The 22,040-nt window shown below is 68.9% G+C and carries 22 protein-coding genes and 1 riboswitch; of the genes, 10 read left to right on the forward strand and 12 right to left on the reverse strand.

Annotated elements, in window-relative coordinates; translation table 11 throughout:
- Positions 1 to 2: 2 nt before the first annotated feature.
- Positions 3 to 1,001 carry a HAMP domain-containing sensor histidine kinase gene (locus FFF93_RS09205; protein ID WP_138769178.1) on the forward strand — a complete coding sequence of 333 codons (999 nt, stop codon included), beginning with the start codon at positions 3 to 5 and terminating at the stop codon, positions 999 to 1,001.
- A gap of 13 nt (positions 1,002 to 1,014) precedes the next feature.
- Here FFF93_RS09205 and FFF93_RS09210 read toward each other — a convergent pair whose 3' ends face one another.
- Positions 1,015 to 1,344: a hypothetical protein gene (locus FFF93_RS09210; RefSeq protein WP_138769177.1), complete on the reverse strand. Its 330-nt coding sequence runs from the start codon at positions 1,342 to 1,344 to the stop codon at positions 1,015 to 1,017.
- A 245-nt stretch (positions 1,345 to 1,589) separates the two neighbouring features.
- On the opposite strand from FFF93_RS09210, the gene FFF93_RS09215 reads away from it, so the two are divergent.
- From FFF93_RS09215 to FFF93_RS09225, 3 genes are all read left to right on the forward strand, one after another.
- Entirely contained in the window at positions 1,590 to 2,732 is a 1,143-nt protein-coding gene (locus FFF93_RS09215; protein WP_138769176.1) for a cation:proton antiporter, read from the forward strand.
- A gap of 336 nt (positions 2,733 to 3,068) precedes the next feature.
- Positions 3,069 to 3,890 carry a triacylglycerol lipase gene (locus FFF93_RS09220; RefSeq protein WP_261375421.1) on the forward strand — a complete coding sequence of 274 codons (822 nt, stop codon included), beginning with the start codon at positions 3,069 to 3,071 and terminating at the stop codon, positions 3,888 to 3,890.
- Positions 3,891 to 3,992: 102 nt separating this feature from the next.
- Positions 3,993 to 5,687: a SulP family inorganic anion transporter gene (locus FFF93_RS09225; protein ID WP_138769174.1), complete on the forward strand. Its 1,695-nt coding sequence runs from the start codon at positions 3,993 to 3,995 to the stop codon at positions 5,685 to 5,687.
- Positions 5,688 to 5,784: 97 nt separating this feature from the next.
- On the opposite strand, the gene FFF93_RS09230 is transcribed toward FFF93_RS09225, so the two are convergent.
- On the reverse strand, positions 5,785 to 7,494 hold the full coding sequence (locus FFF93_RS09230; protein ID WP_138769173.1) for a DUF5671 domain-containing protein: 1,710 nt from the start codon (positions 7,492 to 7,494) through the stop codon (positions 5,785 to 5,787).
- A complete protein-coding gene (locus tag FFF93_RS09235; RefSeq protein ID WP_261375040.1) occupies positions 7,491 to 8,027 on the reverse strand; it encodes a hypothetical protein in 537 nt (178 codons plus the stop codon). Before FFF93_RS09235 ends, FFF93_RS09230 begins: the two co-directional genes overlap by 4 nt.
- 110 nt (positions 8,028 to 8,137) lie before the next feature.
- Between FFF93_RS09235 and FFF93_RS09240 the strand changes: the two genes are divergently transcribed.
- A complete protein-coding gene (locus FFF93_RS09240; protein WP_138769172.1) occupies positions 8,138 to 9,604 on the forward strand; it encodes a DUF5129 domain-containing protein in 1,467 nt (488 codons plus the stop codon).
- Positions 9,605 to 9,689: 85 nt separating this feature from the next.
- Positions 9,690 to 10,067: a cupin domain-containing protein gene (locus FFF93_RS09245; protein WP_138769171.1), complete on the forward strand. Its 378-nt coding sequence runs from the start codon at positions 9,690 to 9,692 to the stop codon at positions 10,065 to 10,067.
- A 22-nt stretch (positions 10,068 to 10,089) separates the two neighbouring features.
- Here the strand turns inward: FFF93_RS09245 and FFF93_RS09250 are convergent, their stop codons facing one another.
- From FFF93_RS09250 to FFF93_RS09260, 3 genes are all read right to left on the reverse strand, one after another.
- Positions 10,090 to 11,088: a serine hydrolase gene (locus FFF93_RS09250; protein WP_261375041.1), complete on the reverse strand. Its 999-nt coding sequence runs from the start codon at positions 11,086 to 11,088 to the stop codon at positions 10,090 to 10,092.
- Positions 11,089 to 11,380: 292 nt separating this feature from the next.
- On the reverse strand, positions 11,381 to 12,574 hold the full coding sequence (locus FFF93_RS09255) for a type II toxin-antitoxin system HipA family toxin (RefSeq protein WP_138769170.1): 1,194 nt from the start codon (positions 12,572 to 12,574) through the stop codon (positions 11,381 to 11,383).
- Positions 12,574 to 12,762 (reverse strand): helix-turn-helix transcriptional regulator, encoded by a 189-nt coding sequence (locus tag FFF93_RS09260; RefSeq protein ID WP_395858381.1) that lies wholly within the window; start codon positions 12,760 to 12,762, stop codon positions 12,574 to 12,576. The genes FFF93_RS09255 and FFF93_RS09260 overlap by 1 nt, the downstream gene beginning before the upstream one ends.
- Positions 12,763 to 13,015: 253 nt before the next feature.
- Here FFF93_RS09260 and FFF93_RS09265 point away from each other — a divergent pair, with 253 nt between their 5' ends.
- Positions 13,016 to 13,573, forward strand: coding sequence for a dihydrofolate reductase family protein (locus FFF93_RS09265; protein ID WP_138769168.1), 558 nt, complete (start codon positions 13,016 to 13,018; stop codon positions 13,571 to 13,573).
- Between the two features lie 85 nt (positions 13,574 to 13,658).
- Here FFF93_RS09265 and FFF93_RS09270 read toward each other — a convergent pair whose 3' ends face one another.
- The gene (locus tag FFF93_RS09270) at positions 13,659 to 14,405 is read right to left on the reverse strand and encodes an NlpC/P60 family protein (RefSeq protein WP_138769167.1); all 747 of its coding nucleotides are present in this window, start codon (positions 14,403 to 14,405) and stop codon (positions 13,659 to 13,661) included.
- Between the two features lie 4 nt (positions 14,406 to 14,409).
- A riboswitch (cyclic di-AMP (ydaO/yuaA leader) is annotated at positions 14,410 to 14,603 on the reverse strand.
- Positions 14,604 to 14,774: 171 nt separating this feature from the next.
- Here FFF93_RS09270 and FFF93_RS09275 point away from each other — a divergent pair.
- The gene (locus FFF93_RS09275; RefSeq protein WP_138769166.1) at positions 14,775 to 15,029 is read left to right on the forward strand and encodes a hypothetical protein; all 255 of its coding nucleotides are present in this window, start codon (positions 14,775 to 14,777) and stop codon (positions 15,027 to 15,029) included.
- Here the strand turns inward: FFF93_RS09275 and FFF93_RS09280 are convergent.
- The 5 genes from FFF93_RS09280 to FFF93_RS09300 form a co-directional block, all read right to left on the reverse strand.
- A complete protein-coding gene (locus FFF93_RS09280) occupies positions 15,026 to 15,922 on the reverse strand; it encodes a hypothetical protein (protein WP_138769165.1) in 897 nt (298 codons plus the stop codon). The two genes, FFF93_RS09275 and FFF93_RS09280, sit on opposite strands and share 4 nt — an antisense overlap.
- A gap of 56 nt (positions 15,923 to 15,978) precedes the next feature.
- Positions 15,979 to 16,647 carry a DNA alkylation repair protein gene (locus FFF93_RS09285; RefSeq protein ID WP_138769164.1) on the reverse strand — a complete coding sequence of 223 codons (669 nt, stop codon included), beginning with the start codon at positions 16,645 to 16,647 and terminating at the stop codon, positions 15,979 to 15,981.
- 38 nt (positions 16,648 to 16,685) lie between these two features.
- Entirely contained in the window at positions 16,686 to 17,543 is an 858-nt protein-coding gene (locus FFF93_RS09290; protein WP_138769163.1) for an anti-sigma factor, read from the reverse strand.
- On the reverse strand, positions 17,530 to 18,099 hold the full coding sequence (locus tag FFF93_RS09295; RefSeq protein ID WP_138769162.1) for an RNA polymerase sigma factor: 570 nt from the start codon (positions 18,097 to 18,099) through the stop codon (positions 17,530 to 17,532). Before FFF93_RS09295 ends, FFF93_RS09290 begins: the two co-directional genes overlap by 14 nt.
- A 160-nt stretch (positions 18,100 to 18,259) precedes the next feature.
- On the reverse strand, positions 18,260 to 18,961 hold the full coding sequence (locus tag FFF93_RS09300) for a DUF4397 domain-containing protein (RefSeq protein ID WP_138769161.1): 702 nt from the start codon (positions 18,959 to 18,961) through the stop codon (positions 18,260 to 18,262).
- 350 nt (positions 18,962 to 19,311) lie between these two features.
- Here FFF93_RS09300 and FFF93_RS09305 point away from each other — a divergent pair, with 350 nt between their 5' ends.
- Positions 19,312 to 20,277 carry a glycoside hydrolase family 16 protein gene (locus FFF93_RS09305; RefSeq protein ID WP_261375043.1) on the forward strand — a complete coding sequence of 322 codons (966 nt, stop codon included), beginning with the start codon at positions 19,312 to 19,314 and terminating at the stop codon, positions 20,275 to 20,277.
- Between the two features lie 220 nt (positions 20,278 to 20,497).
- Positions 20,498 to 21,931: a hypothetical protein gene (locus FFF93_RS09310; protein ID WP_144766415.1), complete on the forward strand. Its 1,434-nt coding sequence runs from the start codon at positions 20,498 to 20,500 to the stop codon at positions 21,929 to 21,931.
- The last annotated feature ends 109 nt before the right edge of the window (positions 21,932 to 22,040 follow it).

Consider the following 22,040-nt stretch of genomic DNA (forward strand, 5'->3'; position numbering starts at 1 on the left):
ACATGACTAAGGAAACGCCCCCGGGAGGATCGCCGGACCAGTCCACCCTGCGCCGGGCCTCGCTCAAGGTGGCCGTCCGCATCAGCGCGGCCTGCGCGGTAATGGTGTTGTGCCTGCTCGCCGTCGCCGCCTTCTACCTCATGAACAAGCTGGCCCACCCGGAGTTGCCGGCCCCCACGGCGGCCGGGACGACCTACGCGTACCTTGATTCCCGGGACCTGCTGGAGGCGATGATCATCGCCGGGCTGGCCGGCGTCGCACTGGCCGGGCTCGTGGGATGGCTCAGCGCCCGCAGCGCCATCCGCCCGCTGGGCGAGGCGCTGGCCCTGCAGCGCCGGTTCGTCCAGGACGCCAGCCACGAACTCCGCACCCCACTGGCCATCCTGGACACCAGGATCCAGCTCGCGCAGCGTAGCGCCGAACCCGATTCCAAGCAGGGACGGGAGCTGGCCCGGATCCGCGAGGACGCCGCCACGCTCACCGGCATCGTCAACGAACTGCTGCTTGCCGCCACTACGGAGGCCCCGGACCCCGCGGCCGAACCTGTCGATCTGGCCGACGTCGCCGGCGCCGTCGCCCAAAGCCTCGAGCAGTTGGCGGCGGCCAACGACGTCCGCCTGGCATTCTCCGCCGCCGGCCGCCCGCGCGCCAGGATCGACCGGAATGCCCTCCGGCGCGCGATCCTGGCACTGGCGGACAACGCACTGGCCCACACCCCGCCCGGCGGGCTCGTCACCATTTCAACCGCCGCCGAGCAGCAGCAGGCGGTTATCACGGTGGCGGACACGGGTGCCGGGATCACCGGCGTCGACCAGAACAGGATTTTCGACAGTTTCGTCAGGACGGCCGGCCCCGACGGGACACGCGGGCAGCGCAGCTACGGCATCGGCCTGTCCCTGGTCCGCGAAATCGCCATGGCGGCCGGCGGCACCGTTGTGGTGGCCCGGACCGGCCCGGAAGGCACCGTCATGAGGATCGCCCTTCCCGCCACCGGCCACTGAGGCCGCGGCGGGCTCAGTTGGCGGACGCAGCCCGGGAGCCGGCCGGCTCGTTGACCGCGGCGCCTGCCGGCTCCACATTGGTCCTGGCCAGCAGCGCTGCCACCACTTCCGCCACAATGTCTTCCTTCTCCCGCTTCTTCGCGTCCTCCATCTGGGCCACTTCGACGCGGGCCGCCTGCCAGGCGGACCAGTGGCCGGAGACGAGGGCCCAGAGCGAGAGGGCCGACACGTACACCACCGAATCCAGCCAGCCCATCGTCAACGAAATCGGGATCATGACGATCCACAGGATCGCCAGCCAGCCGTTGACCCGCCGCATAAAGACGGGATCCCCCTGAACCATCGCCCACAGGCTCTTTACCGGGCCCACGCATTCTCCTCACCTCAACGGCCGGACGGTCCTGCCGACGGGACTGTATCCGCGGACTCTGTGAAGAAGCTGAAAGCGCGCAGGAGCAACCACGGCGCCTCCCCCGCGCGTCAACAACAGTCAGGGCACGTCAGCACGGGTATCGGGCCCGGGTAGGACTAGTCTCGTTCCATGGCGAGAGACTATGGCACGACGGCGCGCGCCGCCGCCAGCGCGCGGTGACCTTCCTGTCCCTGGCGCTGATCGCCGTCGTCGCCCTGGCCGGCCCCCTGCTCGCGCTCCCGGTCCGCTGGAGCTTGCCGGTGGTCCTCGGTGAATTGTTGGCCGGCGTCCTGATCGGACGCACGGGACTGGCGCTGGTGGACTCGGCGGACCCCACCTTCAGCCTGCTGGCCAACATCGGCTTCGCGCTAATGATGTTCGTGGCCGGAACGCACGTGCCGGTGAGGGATCCCGCGATCCGCTCGGCCCTGGGCCAGGGGGCACGACGCGCCGTCCTGGCGGCCGCCGCTGCTGCTCTCCTCGGGACCGCCCTCGGCCTGGCCTTCGGCACCGGGCACGCACCGCTCTACGTGGTGCTGCTGGCCTCTTCCTCGGCCGCGCTGGTGCTGCCGATTGTCGACTCGCTCCGCCTCGGCGGACCGCAGGTGGTGGCCATGACGGCACAGGTGGCGATCGCTGACATCGCCTGCATCCTCGCCCTGCCGCTGGCGGTAGATCCGCCCAATGCAGTCCGCACCGCCCTCGGGGCGCTCGCGGTGGGTATCTGCGCCGCCGCGATCTTCTTCGCGCTGCGCTCGCTGGAGCGCCGCGGCACCCGCCAGCGGATGCATCGTCTCTCTGAGGACCGCAAGTTTGCCCTCGAACTCCGCATCCAGCTGGCGCTGCTGTTTGCCCTGGCCGGAGTGGCAAGCTTCGGCGGCGTCTCGGTGATGCTGGCCGGCTTCTCCTTCGGCCTGGTGGTGGCGGCAGTGGGCGAACCACGACGCCTGGCACGGCAGCTCTTCGCCGTCAGCGACGGATTTCTCGGCCCGATCTTCTTTGTCTGGCTGGGTGCCTCCCTGAACCTGCGCGACCTCGCCGGTCATCCGGAGATGGCGGCGCTGGGCCTCTCGCTGGGTGCCGGTACCATACTGCTGCACGCCGCCCTGAGGGCGTCCGGCCTGCCGCTGCCGCTGGGTGTGCTCTCCGCAGCCCAGCTGGGGATCCCCGTCGCCGCCGCCAGCATCGGGACACAGCTCCAGGTGCTGCAACCCGGAGAGGATGCCGCGTTGCTCCTCGGTGCGCTCGTCACCATCGCTGCAAGCTCGTTTGGCGGAGCACGTGCCGCCCGGTCCTTCGCCACGCCTCTCAAGGCCTGATGCACGGCCGCGTACTGGCGCCGGTGCCGACACGGCCCCTTCGCGGCCAAAAATGAACATTCGTGCAGCCGTCGACCGCGTATTACCCGCGAGTAGCCTTCTGGTGCAAGAAACCCCTGCACAAACGTGCAGAACTGTCTGCACGCGCGGGGCCCGTTCCTACGCTGGAACAGTGGGCGTGAGCCGGATCACAGTGGGGACGGATCCCTAACTCACCTCCACCTCCCCCAACCCCTCGCCGCTGAGGGGTCCAAACGAAGAGGTATGACCGTGTCCCACCCCAGCAAATCTGCCCGTACCAACCGCACCAGGGCCAAGGCTGCAGCACTGGGCGCAATGGCCCTGCTGTGCGGGTCCATGGCTGTCTCCCCGGTGGCCAGCGCCGACACCGTGGATGTCTCTCCTCCCGGTGCAAACGACTGGTCGTGCAAGCCCACCGCGGCGCACCCCAATCCGGTGATTCTCGTCCCCGGAACCTTCGAGAACATGGCGAAGAACTGGGCCACGATGGCGCCGGCCCTCAAGAGCGAGGGTTACTGCGTCTATGCCCTGAACTACGGGGCAACCAACGGCGTCGATGCCACCGGCCCGATCGCCGACTCCGCCGCGCAGCTGGCCCCGTTCGTCGATGCCGTGCTGGCCTCAACAGGTGCAAAGAAGGTCGACCTGGTGGGTCACAGCCAGGGCGGCATGATGCCGCGCTATTACATGGGATTCCTGAACGGCGCGAAGAAGGTCAATCAGCTGGTCGGTATCGCCCCGTCCAACCACGGCACCCAGGGGCTGATCACTCCCACGCCGGGTTCAGTGCCGCCGGCCACCTCGGTGGGCGGCTCCAACTGCCAGGCGTGCGCAGACCAGCAGGCGGGCTCACCGTTCCTGACAAAGCTCAATTCCATCGGGGATACGGTGGCTGGCCCGGCGTACACCGTCATCTCGACAACCCATGACGAGGTGGTGACGCCTTACCAGAGCCAGTTCCTGGCCGGGCCGGCCCAGAAGGTCACCAACATCACCATCCAGGACAAGTGCCCCGCGGATGTGATTGAGCACGACCAGACGCCCAATGACCCCGTGGTCCAGCGTCTTGTTTCCAACGCGCTGGGCCGGCCCGCCGGTGAACCGGCGGACCCGGCGTACCAGCCCAGCTGCATCTAGGCGCAACATCCGGGCACTCCCGGGCCGGCGGGGGCGGGCGGACGTAGAATCGAGCATGAATCTCGTCAGCCCGCCCTCCGCCCGGAACTGAGCCGCGCCGCCGTGCGCCGCCATTGGATCCGCAGTGCCCCGCCCGGCCTCAAGATCGTCCTGAACTACCGGCGGGCCTGGCTGAAGTCGGACCTTGCCGCGGGAGCCGCCCTGAGCGCGGCCCTGATCCCGGCGGGCATGGCCTACGCGGAAGCTGCCGGGCTGCCCGCCGTCACGGGCCTCTACGCCTCGGTGATTCCCCTGCTCGCCTACGCCGTCTTCGGACCCTCACGGGTGCTGATCGTGGGGCCGGACTCCTCCCTGGTTCCGATGATCGCCGCCGCGGTCCTGCCCCTGGCGGCCGCGAAGTCCGGGCATGCCGTGGCCCTGGCGGGGGTGCTGTCCCTCCTGATCGGCCTGATGCTGATCATCGGCAGGTTCCTCAAGCTCGGGTTTGTCACCGGCCTGCTCTCCAAACCCATCCGCGTGGGTTACCTCAACGGAATCGCCCTCGTGGTGATCGCCAGCCAGCTGCCCAAGCTCTTCGGCATCCCGGCCGCCGGTGGCTCCCTTGCCGAGAGCCTCGCCGCCACGGCCAGGGAACTGGCGCAGGGCGCGGCCCAACCGCTGGCATTGCTGTTCGGGGTCGGCACCATCGCAGTCATCCTGGGCTGCCGAGCGCTGCCCTGGCGGGTTCCCGGTGTGCTGCTCGCGGTACTGGCGTCCATGGCCGTCGCAGCGGCGGCCGGCCTCGGGTCCGCTGTGCCGGTGGTAGGTGAACTTCCGACGGGCCCGACCCCCACGGACCTGGGAAGCGTCCGCCCGGCGGAAGTGCTTGGGCTGCTCGGTCCAGCGGCCGGCATCGCCCTGATCGCTTTCGCCGACACTTCGGTGCTCTCCAAAAGCCTCGCCCGCCGCCGCGGCGACCACGTGAACGGGAACCAGGAAATGGGCGCCCTCGGCCTCGTGAACGCCGCCTGCGGGCTGTTTGGCGGATTTCCCGTCTCCGGAAGCGCCTCCCGCACCCCGATCGCGCTCGAGGCGGGGGCCCGGAGTCCGCTCAGCGGCGTGATTGCGGCGGCTCTCGTGGTGCTGTTTATGACCGCGGCGCCCGGGGTCACCGCGTTCCTGCCCTCCAGCACCCTGGCTGGCGTCGTGATCGTTGCTGCCGCCTCGGTCATCGACCTGAAGACGCTCGCCCGGCTGGTCAGGATGAGCCGGACCGAAGCCGCGCTGTTGCTCGCAACGTTCCTCGGAGTTGCCTTCGTGGGCGTCCTCGAAGGCGTTGTGGTCGCGATTGCCCTGTCCCTGATGGCCTTTGTCCGGCGCGCCTGGGATCCTTACCGGACGGAGCTGGCCAGCGTCGAGGACATACCCGGCTACCACGACCTCAACCGGCACCCGGAAGGCGAGCGTGTGCCCGGCCTGGTGATCGCACGCTTTGATGCTCCGTTGTTTTTCGCAAACGGCGCGGTGTTTGCCGAGCACATCCGGACGCTCGTGGCGCGTGCCCCCGCTCCCGTGCGCTGGGTGGTGGTCGCGTCGGAGGCCATCACCGACCTCGACACCACCGCCCTGGACGATGTGGTGGAACTGGACGACGAGCTCGCACAGAAAGGCATCAGCCTGGTGTTCGCGGAGATGAAGGGCCCGATCAAGGACCGGCTGATCCGCTTCGGCGTGAGCAGCCGGTTCGGCCCGGACCACTTCTTCCCCACGGTGCATAACGCTGTCCGCAGCTACCGCAGTGAGTTCGGTCTCCCGTGATCCTGGCCGGACGGCCGATAATGCACAGGCTACTGCGGAGCCCGCCCTCCGGCCAGCGACCCGCCGGCGGATCCGCCAGGGCCGGCACGCGGCCGGCTCAGCCGCGCAGCGGAATGACGTCCACGCCTTCGTCGGGTCCGGTGATCACAAGGACCCTTTTGGCGCTGACCCCGGCCAAGGCCTCGGCCAGGCGGTCGGCGGACGGCCCGTGTGGCGCGCCCCCACCCGCGGCGGGCACCGGCCCGGCCTCGGCGGAAGTAGCCGCCAGCGCCCGCACGCCGACGTCGGCCCGGCTCCAGAGGGTGACCCCGGCCCCGGTCAGCTCTTCAACGGCGCGGCGCAGGGGCTCCGGGTCGGAGCCTGCCACCAGGATGACGTGCCCGATCGTGCGTTTCCGGCCGGCCCCCGCCGCCGCCTGCCGCGACCTGTCCTGCCGCCAGACAGCAAAGTGGTAGCCGGAAGCCAGGGCTGCCGCGACCAGCAGCCCGAGCGGCGCGCGGATCCGGTCCACCAGGCTGCCACCCGTGACCTCGGCCAGGAAGAACTCGAACAGCCGGTACCCGATGACGAGCAGGGCCACCAGGGCCACCACGGCGCTTAGTCCGAACACGGCGACGAGGTAGACGCGCCGCCCCATCGTCACCGCGTCAACCTGCCGGTGCTGCCGCGCCGGCCGCCACGCCAGCCACCAGACGAAGCCGCCCACGGCGAGGGAACTGATCCCGCCCAGCAGCAGGGTCCGGGCATTGCCGCCGGCCAGCGGTGACACCGCGATGGACAGTGCCGCGTTCAGGATCACGCCGACGCCGGTGGCTGCCGCCGCCAGGGCCACACCCGAAGTCACCAGCACCCCCGCCTGCCGGGTCCGTTCGGCCCGGCCGGCGGCCGCAGTGCGGTAATAGCGCCAGACCAGGGAACCGACGGCGGCCGAGGCGATCGCCGGACCCAGGGGGGCGAGCAGCTCCAGCAGGGAACCCTGCCGGTCAAATGCCAGCCGCAGCAACACAAAGAGCACGGTGCCGGCACCGCCCAGCGCCAGCAAACCGGCCGCCAGCACGCCGACGACGATCAGCCCCACGTCGGCGAACCCGCCCCGCAGCCGGCGCGCGCCGCCCCGGACCCAATGCCACCACCAGACCAGCGCTCCCCCGGCCGCCCAGATCAGGTCCTGGAGGATGGATTGCCACCACGGGTCGGCGGTCGAGGTGAGGTCCATGGACCCGCGGATTGCGACGTCCAGCAGGCTGCCGAGTGCCGTCACCGCCGCACCGACACCCAGGCCCAGCCCGAAGTAGGTACCGATCACGGCCGGCACGGTCGCGAGCTCGAGCGGACCCCGGGCAGGATGCCGCCACATCCAGCGGTGCCACCACCAGACCAGGGCCCAGACCAGCCCGACGGACAGCGGCGACCGCCAGTCCGGGTTGTCGGCGCCGATGAAGGAGGCCGCCAGCGCCAGCAGGGACGTCACGAACAGCACCAGGGACATCGTGTAAAGCGCCGCGACGTAGAGGCCCCACGACGGCGCGGACCGCTCCGCCTCCTCGGGCAGCCGGCGCCAGACGAGCCACCAGAGCAGGGCGGCCAGCGGGCCGCCGATCAGGGTGAACGCCAGCGATAACGCCAGCCCCTCAACGCCCTGCCCGGCCAGCACCTGCCCGGAGCGCAACAGCCGCTCCAGCAGCCCGCTGAGCCCGTTGGCTGCGATTACCACGAGGGCGAACAGCAGCACGAAGACCACCAGGCGGCGCACCTTCGCCTGGGCCGAGCCCGTCACGGGGGCGCCGTGAACCCGAGTGTCGCTCATTTTTTCGGCACCCCGCCCGCGCAGGTCTGGAGGCTGTAGGGCAGTTCGTTGATCCTCCATGCGCCCGCCACTTTGACCAGCCCAATGACTCCTTCCTCGGCGTACTCCGAGGGGCCGAAGGGACCGTCCGGGGCAGAGTGCACAATCGAGACCTTTACCGTCGCGGTTTCGCCCCGTTCGGTGGTAGTGATCAGGACAACCCGGCTTGCCTGGGCGCTGCCATAGTAGTTGGCGCACCGGGACCGTGCGTTGTCCGTGAGGTAGGCGTCCGCTGCAGCGGAATCGGCGTCGATGACGGCCTTGCTGTATCGCTGCACGACTCCCGCCGGGGACGATTCGTCCAGCGGCTGCGGTTCTCCGCGAAGAAACACCACGGCCAGTGCCACCACCACCAGGACGGCGATCGCCGCCACAATGCCCAGCAGGACCCTGTCGGGCCGCCGGTGTCCGGGAGCCGGCTCCGGGTCCGGAACCTTCTCCGCTTCGTCCTGTGCCGCGGCCGGCGGTCCGGGGTCATACGGCGGTTGACTCATGCCGTCAGTATGGATGGCCGTCACAGCACCGTCATGGTGTCTTTAGGCCCTTTCAGTGATGGCGCGGGTCGGCGACGCTGGCAGCAAACACTACGCTCATACGGGGAACCATGCGGAAAATTTTCGGCCCGAAGCTCCCGGGCTACCTGCTGCTGTTCGTCGGACTGACGGGCATCATGCTGGGCGCCGCGCCGGCCGCGCTCGCTGTCCCGCCCACCGACGTCGTGGTGGCGGACCGGGCGGGGGTCCTCGACAGCAACACCCTGCTGCCGGCCCTGCGAAAGATCGATTTCTACCAACCCACCAAGGTGGCCGTCTACACCTACAACGGCAGCGCCGCGGACAACCTCAACGAGGAGGTGCTGCGGTTCGCCCGAATTGAGCACCCGGACTGGATCAGCCCGGACGGGCAGAAGTGGGCCGACGGCCTCTTCATCTTCGCGCTGGATCCGGTGGGCCGGCACGTCGGAACCTACATGGGCGAGGACCGGAAGGTGTCCCTCGAGCAGCGCGATGACATCCAGAACGCCTCCAAGGACCTGTTGCGCGATGCGCAGTGGACGGAAGGAACCATTGCCGGCATCCGGCGCGGCGCAGAGCTGATCAACCAACCCTGGTACCGCTCCACTGCCTTCCTCGTCACAGCCTGGAGCTCCGCCGGGGCCGTGGTGGCCGGCGCAGGCGCGTGGCTGCTGGTGCGCTGGCGGACAAGGGTGGGCAGCCGCCGGGAGATAGCCCGCGGGGACGCGAACTACGCCAACGTGAGCATGGACCTGCAAGTCACCGAACTCAACGCCGGCACCATCCCCGAGTCCTCGCGCTACGGCAGCACGGTGCTGGAAAAACACCGCACCTTCCTGAGCCGGTACGCCGCCGCCACCGGCCTTTCCAACCAGGTGCACGCGCTGACGCGGCGCCAGCTAAGCCGCCGGGCGAGCCTGTCGCTGGCCCGGCAGTATGCGGATGCGGCGGCCGAACTCGATGCCTTGGACGACGTCATCTCCGACACGAATGCCCTGCTGAACCGCGGTTCCATCTGGGCGACGGCCTGGGACCGGCAGCTCGCCCCCTTCCGCAGCGACCTGGCCGGCATCGAAGGCCTGCTGGCGAAGCGCCATGGCGAGGGCGGTTCGGCGACAGCCGCCGCGCTTCGTTCATTCCGGGACCGCAGCCAGCGTGACATCGAACGCTGGACGGCAGAGCTGTCCGACGGCAGCATCAGCCCGGAGACAGCGCTGGACCGGCTGCGCGACGCCCGGACCGAACTCTCGGAGCTGCTGCGGAGCCATGCGGAGACGGTGATCTCCGGCTACGCCCGCAATGACCGCGAGGCCGGGCTGATGCGCAAGGAAATGGAGCAGGCCCAGGCCGGGGCCGGCAAGAAGCAGCGGCCCCGCTACGAGCCCAGCATCCTGGGCACTGTGTACCCGTCCTACTACTTCTTCTCGGTCCCCACGTTCAACACCGGCCTCAGCACCGGCGTCAGTAGCGTCAGCACGGCCCGCGGTGGCACCACCACGGGATACGGCGGCAGCGGCGGCAGCTTCTCCGGCTCCGGAAGCTCGTCCAGCTTCTAGGAAATTCTTATCGACAACGGGCCGCCAAGCGAGGATTCTTGGCCCCGTAAGCAGTTCATTTCCTTGATCGAAAAGAGGGAGTGCAATGTCCGCAAACGTTGTTACCCAGCTGCAAGTGAAGTCCCACAATTCCCCCGATGAGAAGCGCCGGCCGGACAAGAGCGAGATCGATATCGTGTCCGTTGGCGACTACACCATCGGCCGGTTCAATTTCGAGCCGGGGTGGCGCTGGTCCGAATGCATCAAGCCCGTGGTGCACACGGATTCCTGCCAGAACAGCCACGTCGGTTTTTGTGTCTCCGGCAAGCTCACTGTCGAAACGACCGACGGCGGCCGGATCGACATCGGCGCCGGCGATTCCTACACCATCCCGCCGGGCCACGACGCCTGGGTGGAAGGCGGAGACCCGTTTGTCGGCGTGGAATTCCTGAGCGCGGCCTCGTTCGCCAAGGGCGCGGAATAGCGGGCCTGCCCGAATAGGAGGGTCAGCCAGGGAAAAGCGCGGCCGTGACCGCCCGGGTCAGCTGTTGGATGACCCGGGTGCGGCTCGTCATTTCCACGGGACTCCGGCCCAGGGTGTAGACCACAAACGCATAGGCCTTCCCGCCGCGGACCAGGATGCTGGCGTCATGGAGGTTGCCGTACAGCAGTCCGTATTTGTGGAACACCACGACGTCGGGCGGCAGCGCCGCAGGGATCAGCGTCTCCAGGTTGGTGTTCTGCATGTAGGACAGCAACTCGGCGGTATGGGGCGCGCTGAGCAACTGGCCGCTGTAGAGCAGGGACAGCGTCCGGGCCATCTCGGCCGGCGTTAGCGTGTTGTAGCTGCGGTCGTAGGTGATGCCGATCGTTTCCGCATAGTCGGCCAGCCGCTGGTCTCCGATCGCCGCCAGGATCAAGGCCCAGGAGTCGTTGTCGCTCTGCTGGATCATCTGGCGGATCTGCAAGCCCGCGGTACTTGTGCCCATCGGCTCGGTCAGCGACAACTGCCCGGTTTCGGCTAGCCGGTAGTAGGCCGCCGCGGCGAGGACCTTGCCGGTGCTGGCCGCCGTGAATTTGCCGCGCACACCGTATTCGTGCACGGCGCCGTCCGCCACATCGATCAGTGCCACCCCCAACTGGTAGCCCGGGTATGTCCGGATGATGCCGTTCAGTTTCGCGTCCAGCGCCGGTCCGATGGACGGCGGCTGCGGCGCGGCGGCGGCCGCCGCCAGCGGCGCACCCTGGTTCCGGGCTTTTTCCGCCGGGACCGGCGGAGCGGCGGCTGCTGACGCGGGCGGCGCGGCGGCGCTTGCTGCTGGGGCCGGCGGGAGGGCGGTCGACGTCGGGGGCGCCGTCGGTACTGGCGGCTGCACGGCGACCGTCGTCGGGCCGACCGGCGCCATGGAAGCCTTTGCCACCGCAACCGACGGCCGGAGGGCGGAGAACGCCGCGCCGGACGGAACGTCCGCCTGGCCCACGGCATAGACGGTGGTAGCCAGCACCAGCGAGAGGATGGCCCCGACTCCGGAGAGGGTTTCAGCGCTGGGCCGTGCGGACCGCTCCGGCCCCGGATGTCGCACCCTGTGCCGGCCTAAGCCGCCCTGCCGCGCCAAACCCACAGGCCATCATCCCCGGCCGGTCGAGTCGGTTCGCTGGCCGGTGCCAGTGGGCGCGGATACAGGCATGCAATTCCTCCAGGCCAGGGCAGTTGAACAACCGAGGGACTTCAAAGTCCCTGAATTTTGCCCGCCGGGGGTCGGCGTAGCAAGGGCCGGACCTTGAGAAATCCTTGGCTCAGGAACCCAGCTCCAGACGCCTGAACCGCAATTCGCGCTGGGCGCCGCGCAGCGGGGAGCCGCCAAAGGGCAGTTCCTCCAGGCGGATGGCCCCGGCGGCCGCGAGCGCGGTGCGGTTAGCCCCCGCCGCGGCCCGTGGCGGCAGCCCCAGCGTGTCAGCGAACTCTGCCCAGTGCCTGGCCTTCAGGTTTTTTGTTTTGCCGGCTACCGGCAGCGCCAGGGTCTCGTCCCCGTACAGCAAGGTGCACGGAACGTCGTACACGGGGGCCATGACGAAGCCGCCGGAACCGCCCAGAACCGCCACGTTCTTCGCGTGGAGATCGCCGTTTCCGGTCAGCCACGCGAACAGGAACTGCAGGTACAAATTGCGGCTGGCAACCAGCGGCGCCTTGCAAATCCCGGACAGGGCGGCGGCCACCTGCTCGGAGCTCACACCGTATTTGGAGGCCGGGGGAAGACCCAGGACCTGCGTGCCGTCCTCCAGCGGCAGCCGTTGCCACACGCCGTCGGCTGTCCTGACTCGGTCGAACCGTTCCACGAGAAGCCCGGGCAGGCCATTCCGGTCCGCGATGACGGAGCTTTTCGCGACGGGGATTTTCAGCGCCTTCGCACCGGCCAGATGGGCTGCCTCGTTTTCCACCAGATGGGGATGTTCCGGCGGATCCAGCTTCAGCAGGTAGCGGTGCCCGCGCAGGGCCAGCGGCGTCGTCAGCATGGAGGCGCTCGTCTTGCGCTGCACGCCGGGGATGCCGTGCAGGTCGACGGTGTTGGCAAGGAGGGAGAAATCCAGTTCCCCTGGCCGTGAGGTGTCGGCCAGGACCGCCGGCTCCGCCGGAGGTTCGCCGGCGGGCACCACCTGGACGTCGCCGGGCACGTCGGACCCGACGGCGAGCAGCAGGGTCAACTCGTCGTCGAAACTGGTCTTGGTGGCGTTCTTCAGCACCGTGAGCCGGTGGCCCTCTGGGAGCAGACCGGCAAAGAAGGCGGGCAGCGCGCCGCCGGCGGCTTCCACCGCCGCCTCGGATAGCGGCAGCGACACCGCGACGGACGGGTGCCCGCCAGCGAGGTAGTCGGCGCGGTAGGAAAAACGCACTCCGCCCTGGCCGGTCCGGGCCAGTTGCCCGGCGAGCAGGCCGTTCTTGTAGACGTCGGCGGACCGGACGAAGCGAAGATCCTGCAGTTCGGCGGGCATCAGGCGACCGCGAGCTTCAGGCCCAGCACGTTCGCCACGGCCACCACGGCCTGGAGCGAGGGATTGCCGGTCCCGGTCTCGATGGCGCGAACGGTGCGCTCGGACGTGCCGGCCAGGTGTGCCAGGTCCTCCTGCGTCAGGCCGGCCTCCTTGCGGTTCCGGCGGATCCCTTCGGCAATCTCTGCCACATCGCCCACTGCACTCCCCCTCCAGACGGGTCCGCCGTCGTTGCCCGGCATTATATTGCCGGTTCGGGCGGAACGTTCCCCCTATGGTGCCGGATTTGTGGCGTTTCGGCAAGATACTGCCGAAACCGTCGAATACGTTCGGAGCAGTCGCGTCCGCGGACCAAACCGGCGCCATGTTGCCGATTGGGCTGCGGAAACTACCCTTCCTCCGAACCGTTTCCCCCACCGGGCATTCCGCGCGTAGGCTCGGCCCATGCGGAAGATCATCCTTGCCCTGCAGGTCTCCCTGGACGGGTATATGGAAGGCCCCAACCGGGACATTGACTGGCACCTGGTGGACGACGAACTCCACGGCCACTTCAACGAGGAGCTCCGCACCATGGGTGCCTTCCTCGACGGCCGCATCACCTATGAGCTGATGGCCGCCTACTGGCCGACAGCGGACCGGGACCCCTCCAGCACGCCGGCCGAGGCCGAGTTCGCGGGGATCTGGCGGGAGATGCCCAAGATCGTCTACTCCAAAACCCTGGAGCGCGCCGATTGGAACACAACAGTGGCGCGCGAGGTCGTCGTCGAGGAGGTGCTGGAACTAAAGGCGCAGGCAGGCGGCGACCTGGCCTTGGGCGGCGCCCAACTGGCAGACAGCTTCCGCCGGCTCGGACTCATCGACGAATACTGGATCTACATCCATCCGGTGCTGCTGGGGCGCGGCACACCGCTCTTCAAGCCCTCGGACAGCCGGACCGCGCTCACACTCGCCGAAACGAGGACGTTCGGCAACGGTGTGCTCCGGCTCCGCTACACCAGCTGAGCCGCACCGTACACGCGAAGGCCGGTGGCCGGCTGTCGTGGGGACAACCGGCCACCGGCCTTCGGGAGCAGTGCTTACGAGGTGACTACGCCCCGGCGCGGACGAAGGTCACGCCGCCGGTGGCCGTGAGCCAGGACAGCGGGTGCGAGATCGTCTGGTTGGATCCGTTCATGCCGCCGCTGATCGCCTGGCCGTTGCCGGCGTAGATGGCGACGTGGCCGGACTGGACGATCATGTCGCCGGGCTGCGGGTCGGCCACAACCTTGCCGTAGTTCATGAACTGCTGGGGACCCAGGTCACCAACCGGGATGCCGGCAGCGCCAAGGGCCTTCTCGACCATGGCAGTGCAGTCCTGGGTGATGCCGATCTGGCTATAGGCGGCCGAGAGCATCGCGGCGTTGATTCCGCCGGCCGCCGGGGCCGGGGCAACGGCTGCCTGGACGGTGATCTTCGGCGCGGCCGGCGCCTGAGCGACGGCGGGCGCGGCGGGCGCAGCGGGCGCGACCGGCGCAGCGACGGGCTTGGGCTGCTCGATCACCGGTGCCGGCGTGGTTGCCACCGCCGGGCGGTCGAAGCTGATCTGCACGGCGGAATCAGCAGTCACCGGTGCGGAGACCTTGCTCGCGACGTCGACGGAGGATGCGGGGGCGGTGTCGCGTTCTGCGGGTGCGGCGGCCGCGTTGGCAGCCATGCCGCTCGTCAGGACGAGGCCGGAGGCGGCCATAATAACTGCGGCCTGGCGGCCCACTGTGCCTGGCTTAACCGAAAATGCCGAGGTCCGTCCGGCAGGGGCGTCGGAACGATGGCGCGCAGCAGTAGTGCTTGAAGTCATGTTTGTAGCCTCTCCCAATGCCTGCGAGGTGAGCTGTCGGATTCGGATGGGAGACACCCGGCCGCGGACCCGCCAGAGCGGGCTATGCGGCTTCACCCCAAGACCTGCCGGAAAGGCAAGTCAAAAGTGGTTTCCCCGTCTCTGCCAGAAGGTTGCATTCGGATCCCGGGCCGCGGCAGAGTTAGGCAATCGGCCCGGAAGCGCCCGTATCGGAAACAAACAGGCACCCATCCACGGTAACGGTACCCGGCGGTAATGTCACATTCAGGTAACGACAGGGTGTCCGGGCGCGGAATTTTGCCTAGGGTGCCGGCAGCCGCAACGCATAGGATGAGGTCAGCCAGCATTCCTCAAACGGAGGGCCCCGATATGACCAGGCACTGTGTCGCCATCTGCCAGCTAAGCGATCAGCCGCAGGAAGACTTCGACGTCAACACGGAGCTATTGGTTCTCGAGGGCGGGGAAATCCACGTGGCGACGTGGGACGCCGAACCGCGCGACGGCGGATTCGACGTCCACGTGCTGAATGATCGGGTGGATGCACTCGGATTTATGGTGGTGACCGACTGGCAGTTCCTCGATGGCAAGGCGTACGCCGTGGTGGAGCGCCGGACGGAGCCTTAGGGAAGCCTGCCGAGGACCTGGTTGACCACGTCCGCGCCCTGCCGGGCCGCGGCGTCGAAGTCGAGCGTGTCCGCAGCATTGCCGTTGACGCTCTGGCGGCAAATGACGTCAACGCCGGCCTTTGTCCCGCCCACGTAGATTGCACCGACCCGTACCGGTCCGGACGTGAGTTGGGATACCGCGAAGGATTGAGCCGCTGAAACCTGGCCGGGCAGCCGGGCGATGTCCATCTGGGGTTTGGCCCCCAGCAGCGAGACCTCCCGGACGGTGCCGCAGGCGCTGTAGGCTTCGAGCCGCTGCCGGAATTCGGAGGGTCCCCCAGCAGACGCGGGATGAACGGCGCTCACGGAACGATAGGTCCCGGTCATTTTCATCGCGTTCTGGTCCTCCGGGGTGGAAGGAACCAGCAGTCCGCTGGCCAGGGTGCCATTGGCAGCGTTAAACATGAGGTAACTCTCGAATAGCTCGCACTGGCCCGGACGGATGCCACGCTTTGGATCAGAGATGTCCTGGTAATCGCCCCTTGCCCCGGAGGCGAGCGCCCGGGGATCGTCGACGCGCAGTTCCCCGGCACCTTGGAGCTTCACGCCTTGCAGCAGCGACTGGAGCTGGGCGTCCGAATAGTCCTGGCCGCCGCCCGTCGTCGGATTCATTGCCGGGGTGCTCTCCGGGCCGGCGCCGGACCCTGCGGTGCCGGAGCCTGCAGTCCCGGTGCCTGCCGCCTGGGACGCTTCCGTTGAGCCTGCGGCCGCGGTGCTGCTACCGGTCGAAGGGACGCCGACGGTCGGCGGGCCCGTCCCCGGCCCGCCCGCGCACGCGGCCAGCACGAGCGCTGCCGCCGCGGCGGCGGCACTGAACGTCAAGGCCCGGCGGTTCCCCTGGAATGTCTTCACGGCCTCAGTGTGGCGCCGGGCCGAGTCGGTGCACGAGGGCACTTAGGCCCGCTCGGCTACAGCCGCAGCCCCGGGCGATTCTTGCCCACGTCCGCAAGCACCCGGTGCACCGCTTCGCGGACCAGGCCACCACCGCCGTCCTGGGTCCCGACGGCGGTGTCCGCCGCAGTGCCAGGACCGTGGGCCAGTGTTCCCTTGGCTTGCCGCGCAAAGCCCTCCCAGTCGCCGCCCCCGGCACGGAGTCCGCGCAGCGGCGCCAGCAGGGCTGAGCGGCGCAGCCAAGGGTCTGGGTCCTGCAGCCACCGTTCCAGGACGGCCTCCGCCCGGCTCCGGCTGAGGCCGTCAAGGCCGGCGATGAGCGGCCCGACGACGTCGACGGCCAGCGGATCTGCCAGCTCGCGAAGGCGCGCGGTGCGCAGGAAGCCCTCGATCCGGGTCAGGTCCGAGTTGTCCAATTCAGCGAGGCGGGACTGCAGCAGGACAACGGCGGCGAGACGGCGTTCGAAGACGGGCACCGCCCACAATTCCGAGCTCAGCGCCGTGATCCCGTCGCGGCCGAGGTGCCGGTAGCGTCGGAGCGCATCCCGGACCGCGCCCCGGACGGCACCGACTGATGCACCATAGGACCCGAGTTCCGGACCGAAGCGGGCCTGCGCCTCCTCGGCCCGCTGCCAGGAACTCTCCCGCTGCAGCGCCGCGTCAATGAAGTCACCGGCCTCGCTCATGGTCCCATTCTGTCGCAGCCGGGGCCGCTGCCGGGAGATCACCCCTGCGCGGCGAACTTTCCGCGTGCGATGCTCTCGGCAGAATGGGCCGGATTCCCGTCGTAGGGCTCATTGGAGATATCCAACACCGGGTAGTCCGCCAGGTTCAGTCTCCCCGGCAGGACGAAGGACCGGGTCCCCTGGCCCAAGACCCCCAGGCTGACCATTTTGGACAGGTCGGCGGATCCCACCCAGACCTCGCGGAAGCCCGTAAGTTTCTCCTCCGGAAGGCTGATGACCAGCTGCCGGGAGCCGTCGGGAAGATCCTCCACCCGGGCGCTTCCACTGGCCGAGTGTCCGGCCAGCGGAGCGAGTGCAGTCTGGGCGATGACGACAGCGGTGGGCCGGGACGGGCTGGGTGCGGCCACCGGCGGCGCACCGGGGCCGAGGATGGTCAGGGCTGTCCAGGCCCCGGCAGCGCCAAGCAGGATTCCGGCGGCGGCACCGAGGAGCCATGGTCCCCGTTGCGGGAAGCTACCGCCACCTTGGCGGCCGCCTCGTTGCCGCCGGGCGCTCGGCCGGGATCCGGGGTCAGCCAGGATATCCCCGCCAGGCGCAGCGGGGTCTGCGGGCCCGGCGCCCTCGGCCGCAGGACCGGGGGCAGGACCGCCGAGTGGGTCGCCGGCCAGGGACGGGGAGAGCCCCAGGGCCGCATGAATGGCGGCCCAGTTGTGGCTGGCGGGCGCTTCCAGTTCGACGTGCTCGGGATTGACGGTAGCGACGAACACGGTATGTTGCAGCGCCTCAAGCGTCGAGGAGCATGCGGCGCAGCCGGCCAGGTGGCGAGCTTCCGACTCGGTAGCCGGCCGTTCGCCGAGCGCCAGCAAGTCAAGGAGATCGTCGTCAAGATGATCCATGTTCCACCTCCAGCCGTGACCGCAACCGGGCGAGACTGCGGCGGATATGACTCTTGACCGTGCCGAGTGGAAGGTTGAGCCGGGACGAGATCTGGTCGTGGGTCAGGTCTTCGAAGAATGCCAACCGCATGATGGCAGTTTGCGGGTGTCCCAGTCGCTCGAGCTCGTCTTCCAGCGTGAAGCGGTCCGCCAGTGCGTCGGCGTTCGGCCGGTCGGCGCCGGGCTGCGGGTCGTTGACCAGGCGCAGGGCGGCACGTTCAACGTCCCGCCGGCGGGACCGGGCGGACAAAGCATCGGAGATGGCGTTGCGGGTGATCCCGATCAGCCAGGCGGGCAGACGTGATGCCTCGGGGCGATAGCTGGTCCGCGATTTCCAGGCGCGAATGAAGACCTCCTGGGTGACGTCGTCGGCGGCGCCATGCTCGCGCAGCGCTCTCAGCGCCAGCGTGTGAATGAGGGGCCCCAGTCTGCGATATGCCTCAGCGAGCGCCCGTTCCTCGCCCGCGGCGAAGGCGTGGTCAATGGCAACGTTCCATTCACGATCGGCAGCCTCCATCAGGTGCTCCTTAGAGCGGGAATGAGACCCGTGGAACGCCATTATTCCCCCGGACCGCCCACCCTGCAATGGAGCCGGGCCGGAACAAGCGGCTGGCGGGGCCGCGATCGCAGCGGTCCCGCCACCCGGTTGGCGCTCAGTCAGCACCATGCTGGAACCCTTAGTCGTCGTGCCTTGACGACTTCACCACCTGCACGGCAACGCCAAGATTGTTGTCGGACAGGCTGCCCCACGCATAGACGATCGTGTTCTTGCCCTTGCTGACCTTCACGTCCGCGGGGCCAATCAGGGCCTCTGTGCTGCCCGCCGCCGCCACCGAGGCTGAGATGGTGCCCGCCTTGAGTGTGAGCTTCTTCTCGTGCGGGTTCTCGAGGCCCCTGATCACGGCTTTCCCACCGGCAAGGACGTCGACGGCGGGGGCTGCGGCTACGTGCCGGACCGTCAGTTTGCCCTTGCCATCGGGGCTTGCCGAGGTGTCGTTCTTGAAGAGGGTGGCCGTGGGCTTTCCGTCCGCCGTCAGGTGCGCAACGGCTGTGTAGTCCCGGCCTTCTTTCAGGTCAACTTCAACGGGTCCGATCACGGGGTTGTCGGCGCTCGTGGCATCCGCGCCCGTGATGGCGATCTTGTGCTCTCCCTCGCGGATGTCCAGCGGACCGGCCAGGCTTCCCGGCGTGAAGTTGTCCAGCGTCAGCTTTCCGTCCACCCAGACGTCCACGGTGAGTCCCGGGACGCCGTGGAGCACCGAGAGTTTCGCGGTGTCGTGGTCGTGGTGCTTCGCATTTGCCTGCGCGGGGGCAGCGAAGGTCAGTCCGGCCAGCAGCGTCAGCGCGCCGGCAGCTGCTGAGAGTGATTTCGTGTGCATGTGGAGCTCCTCATTGAGGCCCGAATGCGGGCGTTTTCGCTTACACCCTTACTACCGGCCGCGCCCCTGCCCCGGATGCAGCTGGCGGCACTTTAATTTCCGGCCCGCACGCGCCGCGGTTACGGACGGCGTTTTGCAAACAAAGGTCACGATCGAGTAACGTTGGCGGCTGGCCCGAGGGCCAGGCCCGAATGCAGGGCCCCGGATGCCCGCTTTTGCCGGGCACCGCCGCGCCGGCTGGCGCCTGCTCACCCTGTCCGCCCGGCGGGGCTGAAAGAGGTTGCAAGACTTTCCCCACCGGGTCGATCGCGCCGATCGCTTGCGCCAATTCAATATCCCGGAGGGGTCACTTGTTCAAGAAAATTGCCATCACCGTTACCCTCGGTGCCTTATCGCTGACCGGATGCAGTGCCGCGTCCACAACCGGTCCCACCGGGCCGAGCACGGCTGCCAGCCCGACGTCGTCCTCCCGGGCAGCCGCCCCGGCGTCGACGCCGGCCACGTCTTCCGCGCCCGCTCCCGCCGCGACCACCGCCACCGCAGCGCCGGCCGCTCCGCCCGCAGCCGCACCTCCCGGCCCCAACACTGCCCCCACGGCGCCGGCGGCAGCACCCGCGGCGCCGGCGTCACCCGCGGTCCCCCCGGCCCCGGCGGCACCCGCGGGCAACGGAGCCCAGGCCGCCGCCGCCTTCGGGTGGGGTCCAGTACTGGCCGGCGACGAGTTCTCCTACACCGGTGCTCCGGACGCCACGAAGTGGGGCGTCTTCAACGGCACCGGCCATGCAGGCAAGGGCGTCCGCAGCCCCCAGGCCTGGTCGGTGGCCAACGGTGTCGCCACGGTCACCGGAGATGCGGCAGGAACCACCGGCGGGATGTCGGCAAAGTTCGGCCAGCAAAAGTACGGCCGCTGGGAAACCCGTATGAGGACCAACGCCCGTGACCCCGAATACCACCCGGTGCTGCTGCTGTGGCCGAACAACAACACTTCGCCCAACTGTGCCGAGGTGGATTACGCCGAAGGCACCTCAAACACGGCTGCCATGAAGTTCTTCCTGCACTACGCCTGCAGCGGCGGGGACTTCCAGGCGACGGCGGCCACGCCAGTCGACACGACGCAGTGGCACAACTACGCGGTGGAGTGGACTCCGGCCGGCATCACCGGCTACATCGACGGCGTGCAAACGTTCACCGACAAGAACCCGGCGCACCAGCCCACGGTCGGAATGCACCAGACGATGCAGCTGGACTGGTTCCCCGACGGCACCGCCACCAGCCCGTCACAGATGCAGGTCGACTGGGTCCGCGTCTACCAGTAGGACTCGAGCGGCCCGGCAGCGCTCCTAGCGGTTGGATGTGGCCGCGACGCGGTGGGCAGGGGTCCAAATCCTCTGGTGCCGCAGAAGCACGGGGCGGAGGCTGGGCGCAGCACATCTTTCGACGGCAGGGAGTCCAGTCGTGCGCCCAGGTGCTGCAGCAACCCAAAACCCCAGAAGTTCCTCGCCGAGGCAACGCTGGTCACTGGCGTGCGCCGCTGCCGTGCTGGCGCTGACCGGTTGCACGCCGGGATCGCCGTCCCCTCCTGCCAGCAGCACCCCCGCCGCGTCCACCCCCGCGGCCGACGCTTCGGCGTCGGCGGCTGAGAGAGTCCTGTCGGACGAGGAACTGATGGCCCTCGTGGACCGGGCGATCAACGGCGCCCAACAGGGCACCGGGAGGGTGTCGAAAACCGCGGACCTGAGGTCGCGTCTTCAGGGGCGGCCGGAACCCGCGAACCGGGCCGCCGCCCAGCCCGGCGAATGCGGGGTCTTCCGGCCACGCAGCGCACCGACAAGCCGCGCCGACCTCGACATGAATTTCGCGGCAGGCGTCCTGACCCTCACCGGTGCGTGGTCACGCGAGACTGTGGCCTTCGTCCTGGCCAGGAGCGCGCCACGGGACGCCGTGGTCGCCGCGGATTTCGCCTATGCCGAAGAACAAGCCGTCGCCTGCGCAGACTTCCGACAGCTCTCGCCGGACGCGCCGCCGACCACTGTCCGGCTGCGGAGCGTGCCGGAACTCGGGGAACGGGCCTACGCCACGGTTTCGAGCCCCCAATCAACCCCGGGGACTCCCCCGGCCGCACGCACCGTTTCCCTTCAGGTCCTCAAGGGAACGGTGTCGTTCGGGCTGAGCCGTCAGGCACCGCCCAGTGCCTCCGCCGACGAACTCACGTCCGCGCTGTCGCCCCTGGTCCAATTGGCCCAAAAACTGGTCGCGGAGTATGCCGCCGACTCCCCCGCGGCTTCCCCGCCGCCGGCCAGCCCGACGGCCGGCGCGCCATCGAGCCCGAAGCCCAGCCCGCCGTCGGCGTCACAGACACCGGGCCCCACAGCATCCCGGCCGGCACCCCAACATCAGACTCCCGAGCAGCTGGCCCGGCTGCTGCAAGGCATTACCGGACCCAGCGGAAGCCCGGCCCAGGTGCTGGAGGGCCGCTACGCTCCCACCGCGCCGGCAGTCCCACCCGGCCCTTCAGCACAAAGCTGCACGTATGACGACGCCGCGTACCTCGCCTCATTCGGCGGAGCCGCGACCGTGGTGGCCGAGATCCCCGGCACGGGCCAGGCACTGGACCAGATCAGCCTGCGGCTCATCAGCCTGACCACACCGCCTCCGGACGCATCTGCCTTTGACCGCCGGGCTGCAGACCTCGGCAGTTGCACCTCGGTTCAGGAGCAGGTGCCGGGCGGCGCACCCCGGACGTGGTCGCCCCTCAAGCACCCCACCGTCGATACCAGCGGGCAAACCGGCTACGCCGTGGTGTACATGCTGCCCGACGGGACCGGCATCCGGCACGTTTTGGTCGGCGCCCGCAAAGGAAACCTGTGCGTCGAAACCGAAACCAAGACACTGTCCGACAGCGCCGTCCAGCAGGCCGCGGACGGTCTCGCGGCCACCATCAACAAGGTGATGGCCAGGGTGGGCGGCTAGGCCCCGCGTTCGCCGCCCACGCCAGCCCCAAGCCGCTTGCGTGATACCCCCAGGGGTATTATTATTGAAGTCAGAGGAGGAAGGAATCCCTTCCCCGTCTACCTCAAGA

Source organism: Arthrobacter sp. KBS0702, from assembly GCF_005937985.2.
Taxonomy (GTDB): Bacteria; Actinomycetota; Actinomycetes; order Actinomycetales; family Micrococcaceae; genus Arthrobacter.

Bases quoted from the DNA above. Each gene is read 5' to 3' on its own strand.
- FFF93_RS09205 (WP_138769178.1), top strand. From the start codon at position 3: ATGACTAAGGAAACGCCCCCGGGAGGATCGCCGGACCAGTCCACCCTG.
- FFF93_RS09210 (WP_138769177.1), bottom strand. From the start codon at position 1,344: ATGGTTCAGGGGGATCCCGTCTTTATGCGGCGGGTCAACGGCTGGCTG.
- FFF93_RS09220 (WP_261375421.1), top strand. From the start codon at position 3,069: ATGGCCCTGCTGTGCGGGTCCATGGCTGTCTCCCCGGTGGCCAGCGCC.
- FFF93_RS09230 (WP_138769173.1), bottom strand. From the start codon at position 7,494: ATGAGCGACACTCGGGTTCACGGCGCCCCCGTGACGGGCTCGGCCCAG.
- FFF93_RS09235 (WP_261375040.1), bottom strand. From the start codon at position 8,027: ATGAGTCAACCGCCGTATGACCCCGGACCGCCGGCCGCGGCACAGGAC.
- FFF93_RS09240 (WP_138769172.1), top strand. From the start codon at position 8,138: ATGCGGAAAATTTTCGGCCCGAAGCTCCCGGGCTACCTGCTGCTGTTC.
- FFF93_RS09245 (WP_138769171.1), top strand. From the start codon at position 9,690: ATGTCCGCAAACGTTGTTACCCAGCTGCAAGTGAAGTCCCACAATTCC.
- FFF93_RS09255 (WP_138769170.1), bottom strand. From the start codon at position 12,574: ATGCCCGCCGAACTGCAGGATCTTCGCTTCGTCCGGTCCGCCGACGTC.
- FFF93_RS09265 (WP_138769168.1), top strand. From the start codon at position 13,016: ATGCGGAAGATCATCCTTGCCCTGCAGGTCTCCCTGGACGGGTATATG.
- FFF93_RS09270 (WP_138769167.1), bottom strand. From the start codon at position 14,405: ATGACTTCAAGCACTACTGCTGCGCGCCATCGTTCCGACGCCCCTGCC.
- FFF93_RS09275 (WP_138769166.1), top strand. From the start codon at position 14,775: ATGACCAGGCACTGTGTCGCCATCTGCCAGCTAAGCGATCAGCCGCAG.
- FFF93_RS09285 (WP_138769164.1), bottom strand. From the start codon at position 16,647: ATGAGCGAGGCCGGTGACTTCATTGACGCGGCGCTGCAGCGGGAGAGT.
- FFF93_RS09290 (WP_138769163.1), bottom strand. From the start codon at position 17,543: ATGGATCATCTTGACGACGATCTCCTTGACTTGCTGGCGCTCGGCGAA.
- FFF93_RS09295 (WP_138769162.1), bottom strand. From the start codon at position 18,099: ATGGAGGCTGCCGATCGTGAATGGAACGTTGCCATTGACCACGCCTTC.
- FFF93_RS09300 (WP_138769161.1), bottom strand. From the start codon at position 18,961: ATGCACACGAAATCACTCTCAGCAGCTGCCGGCGCGCTGACGCTGCTG.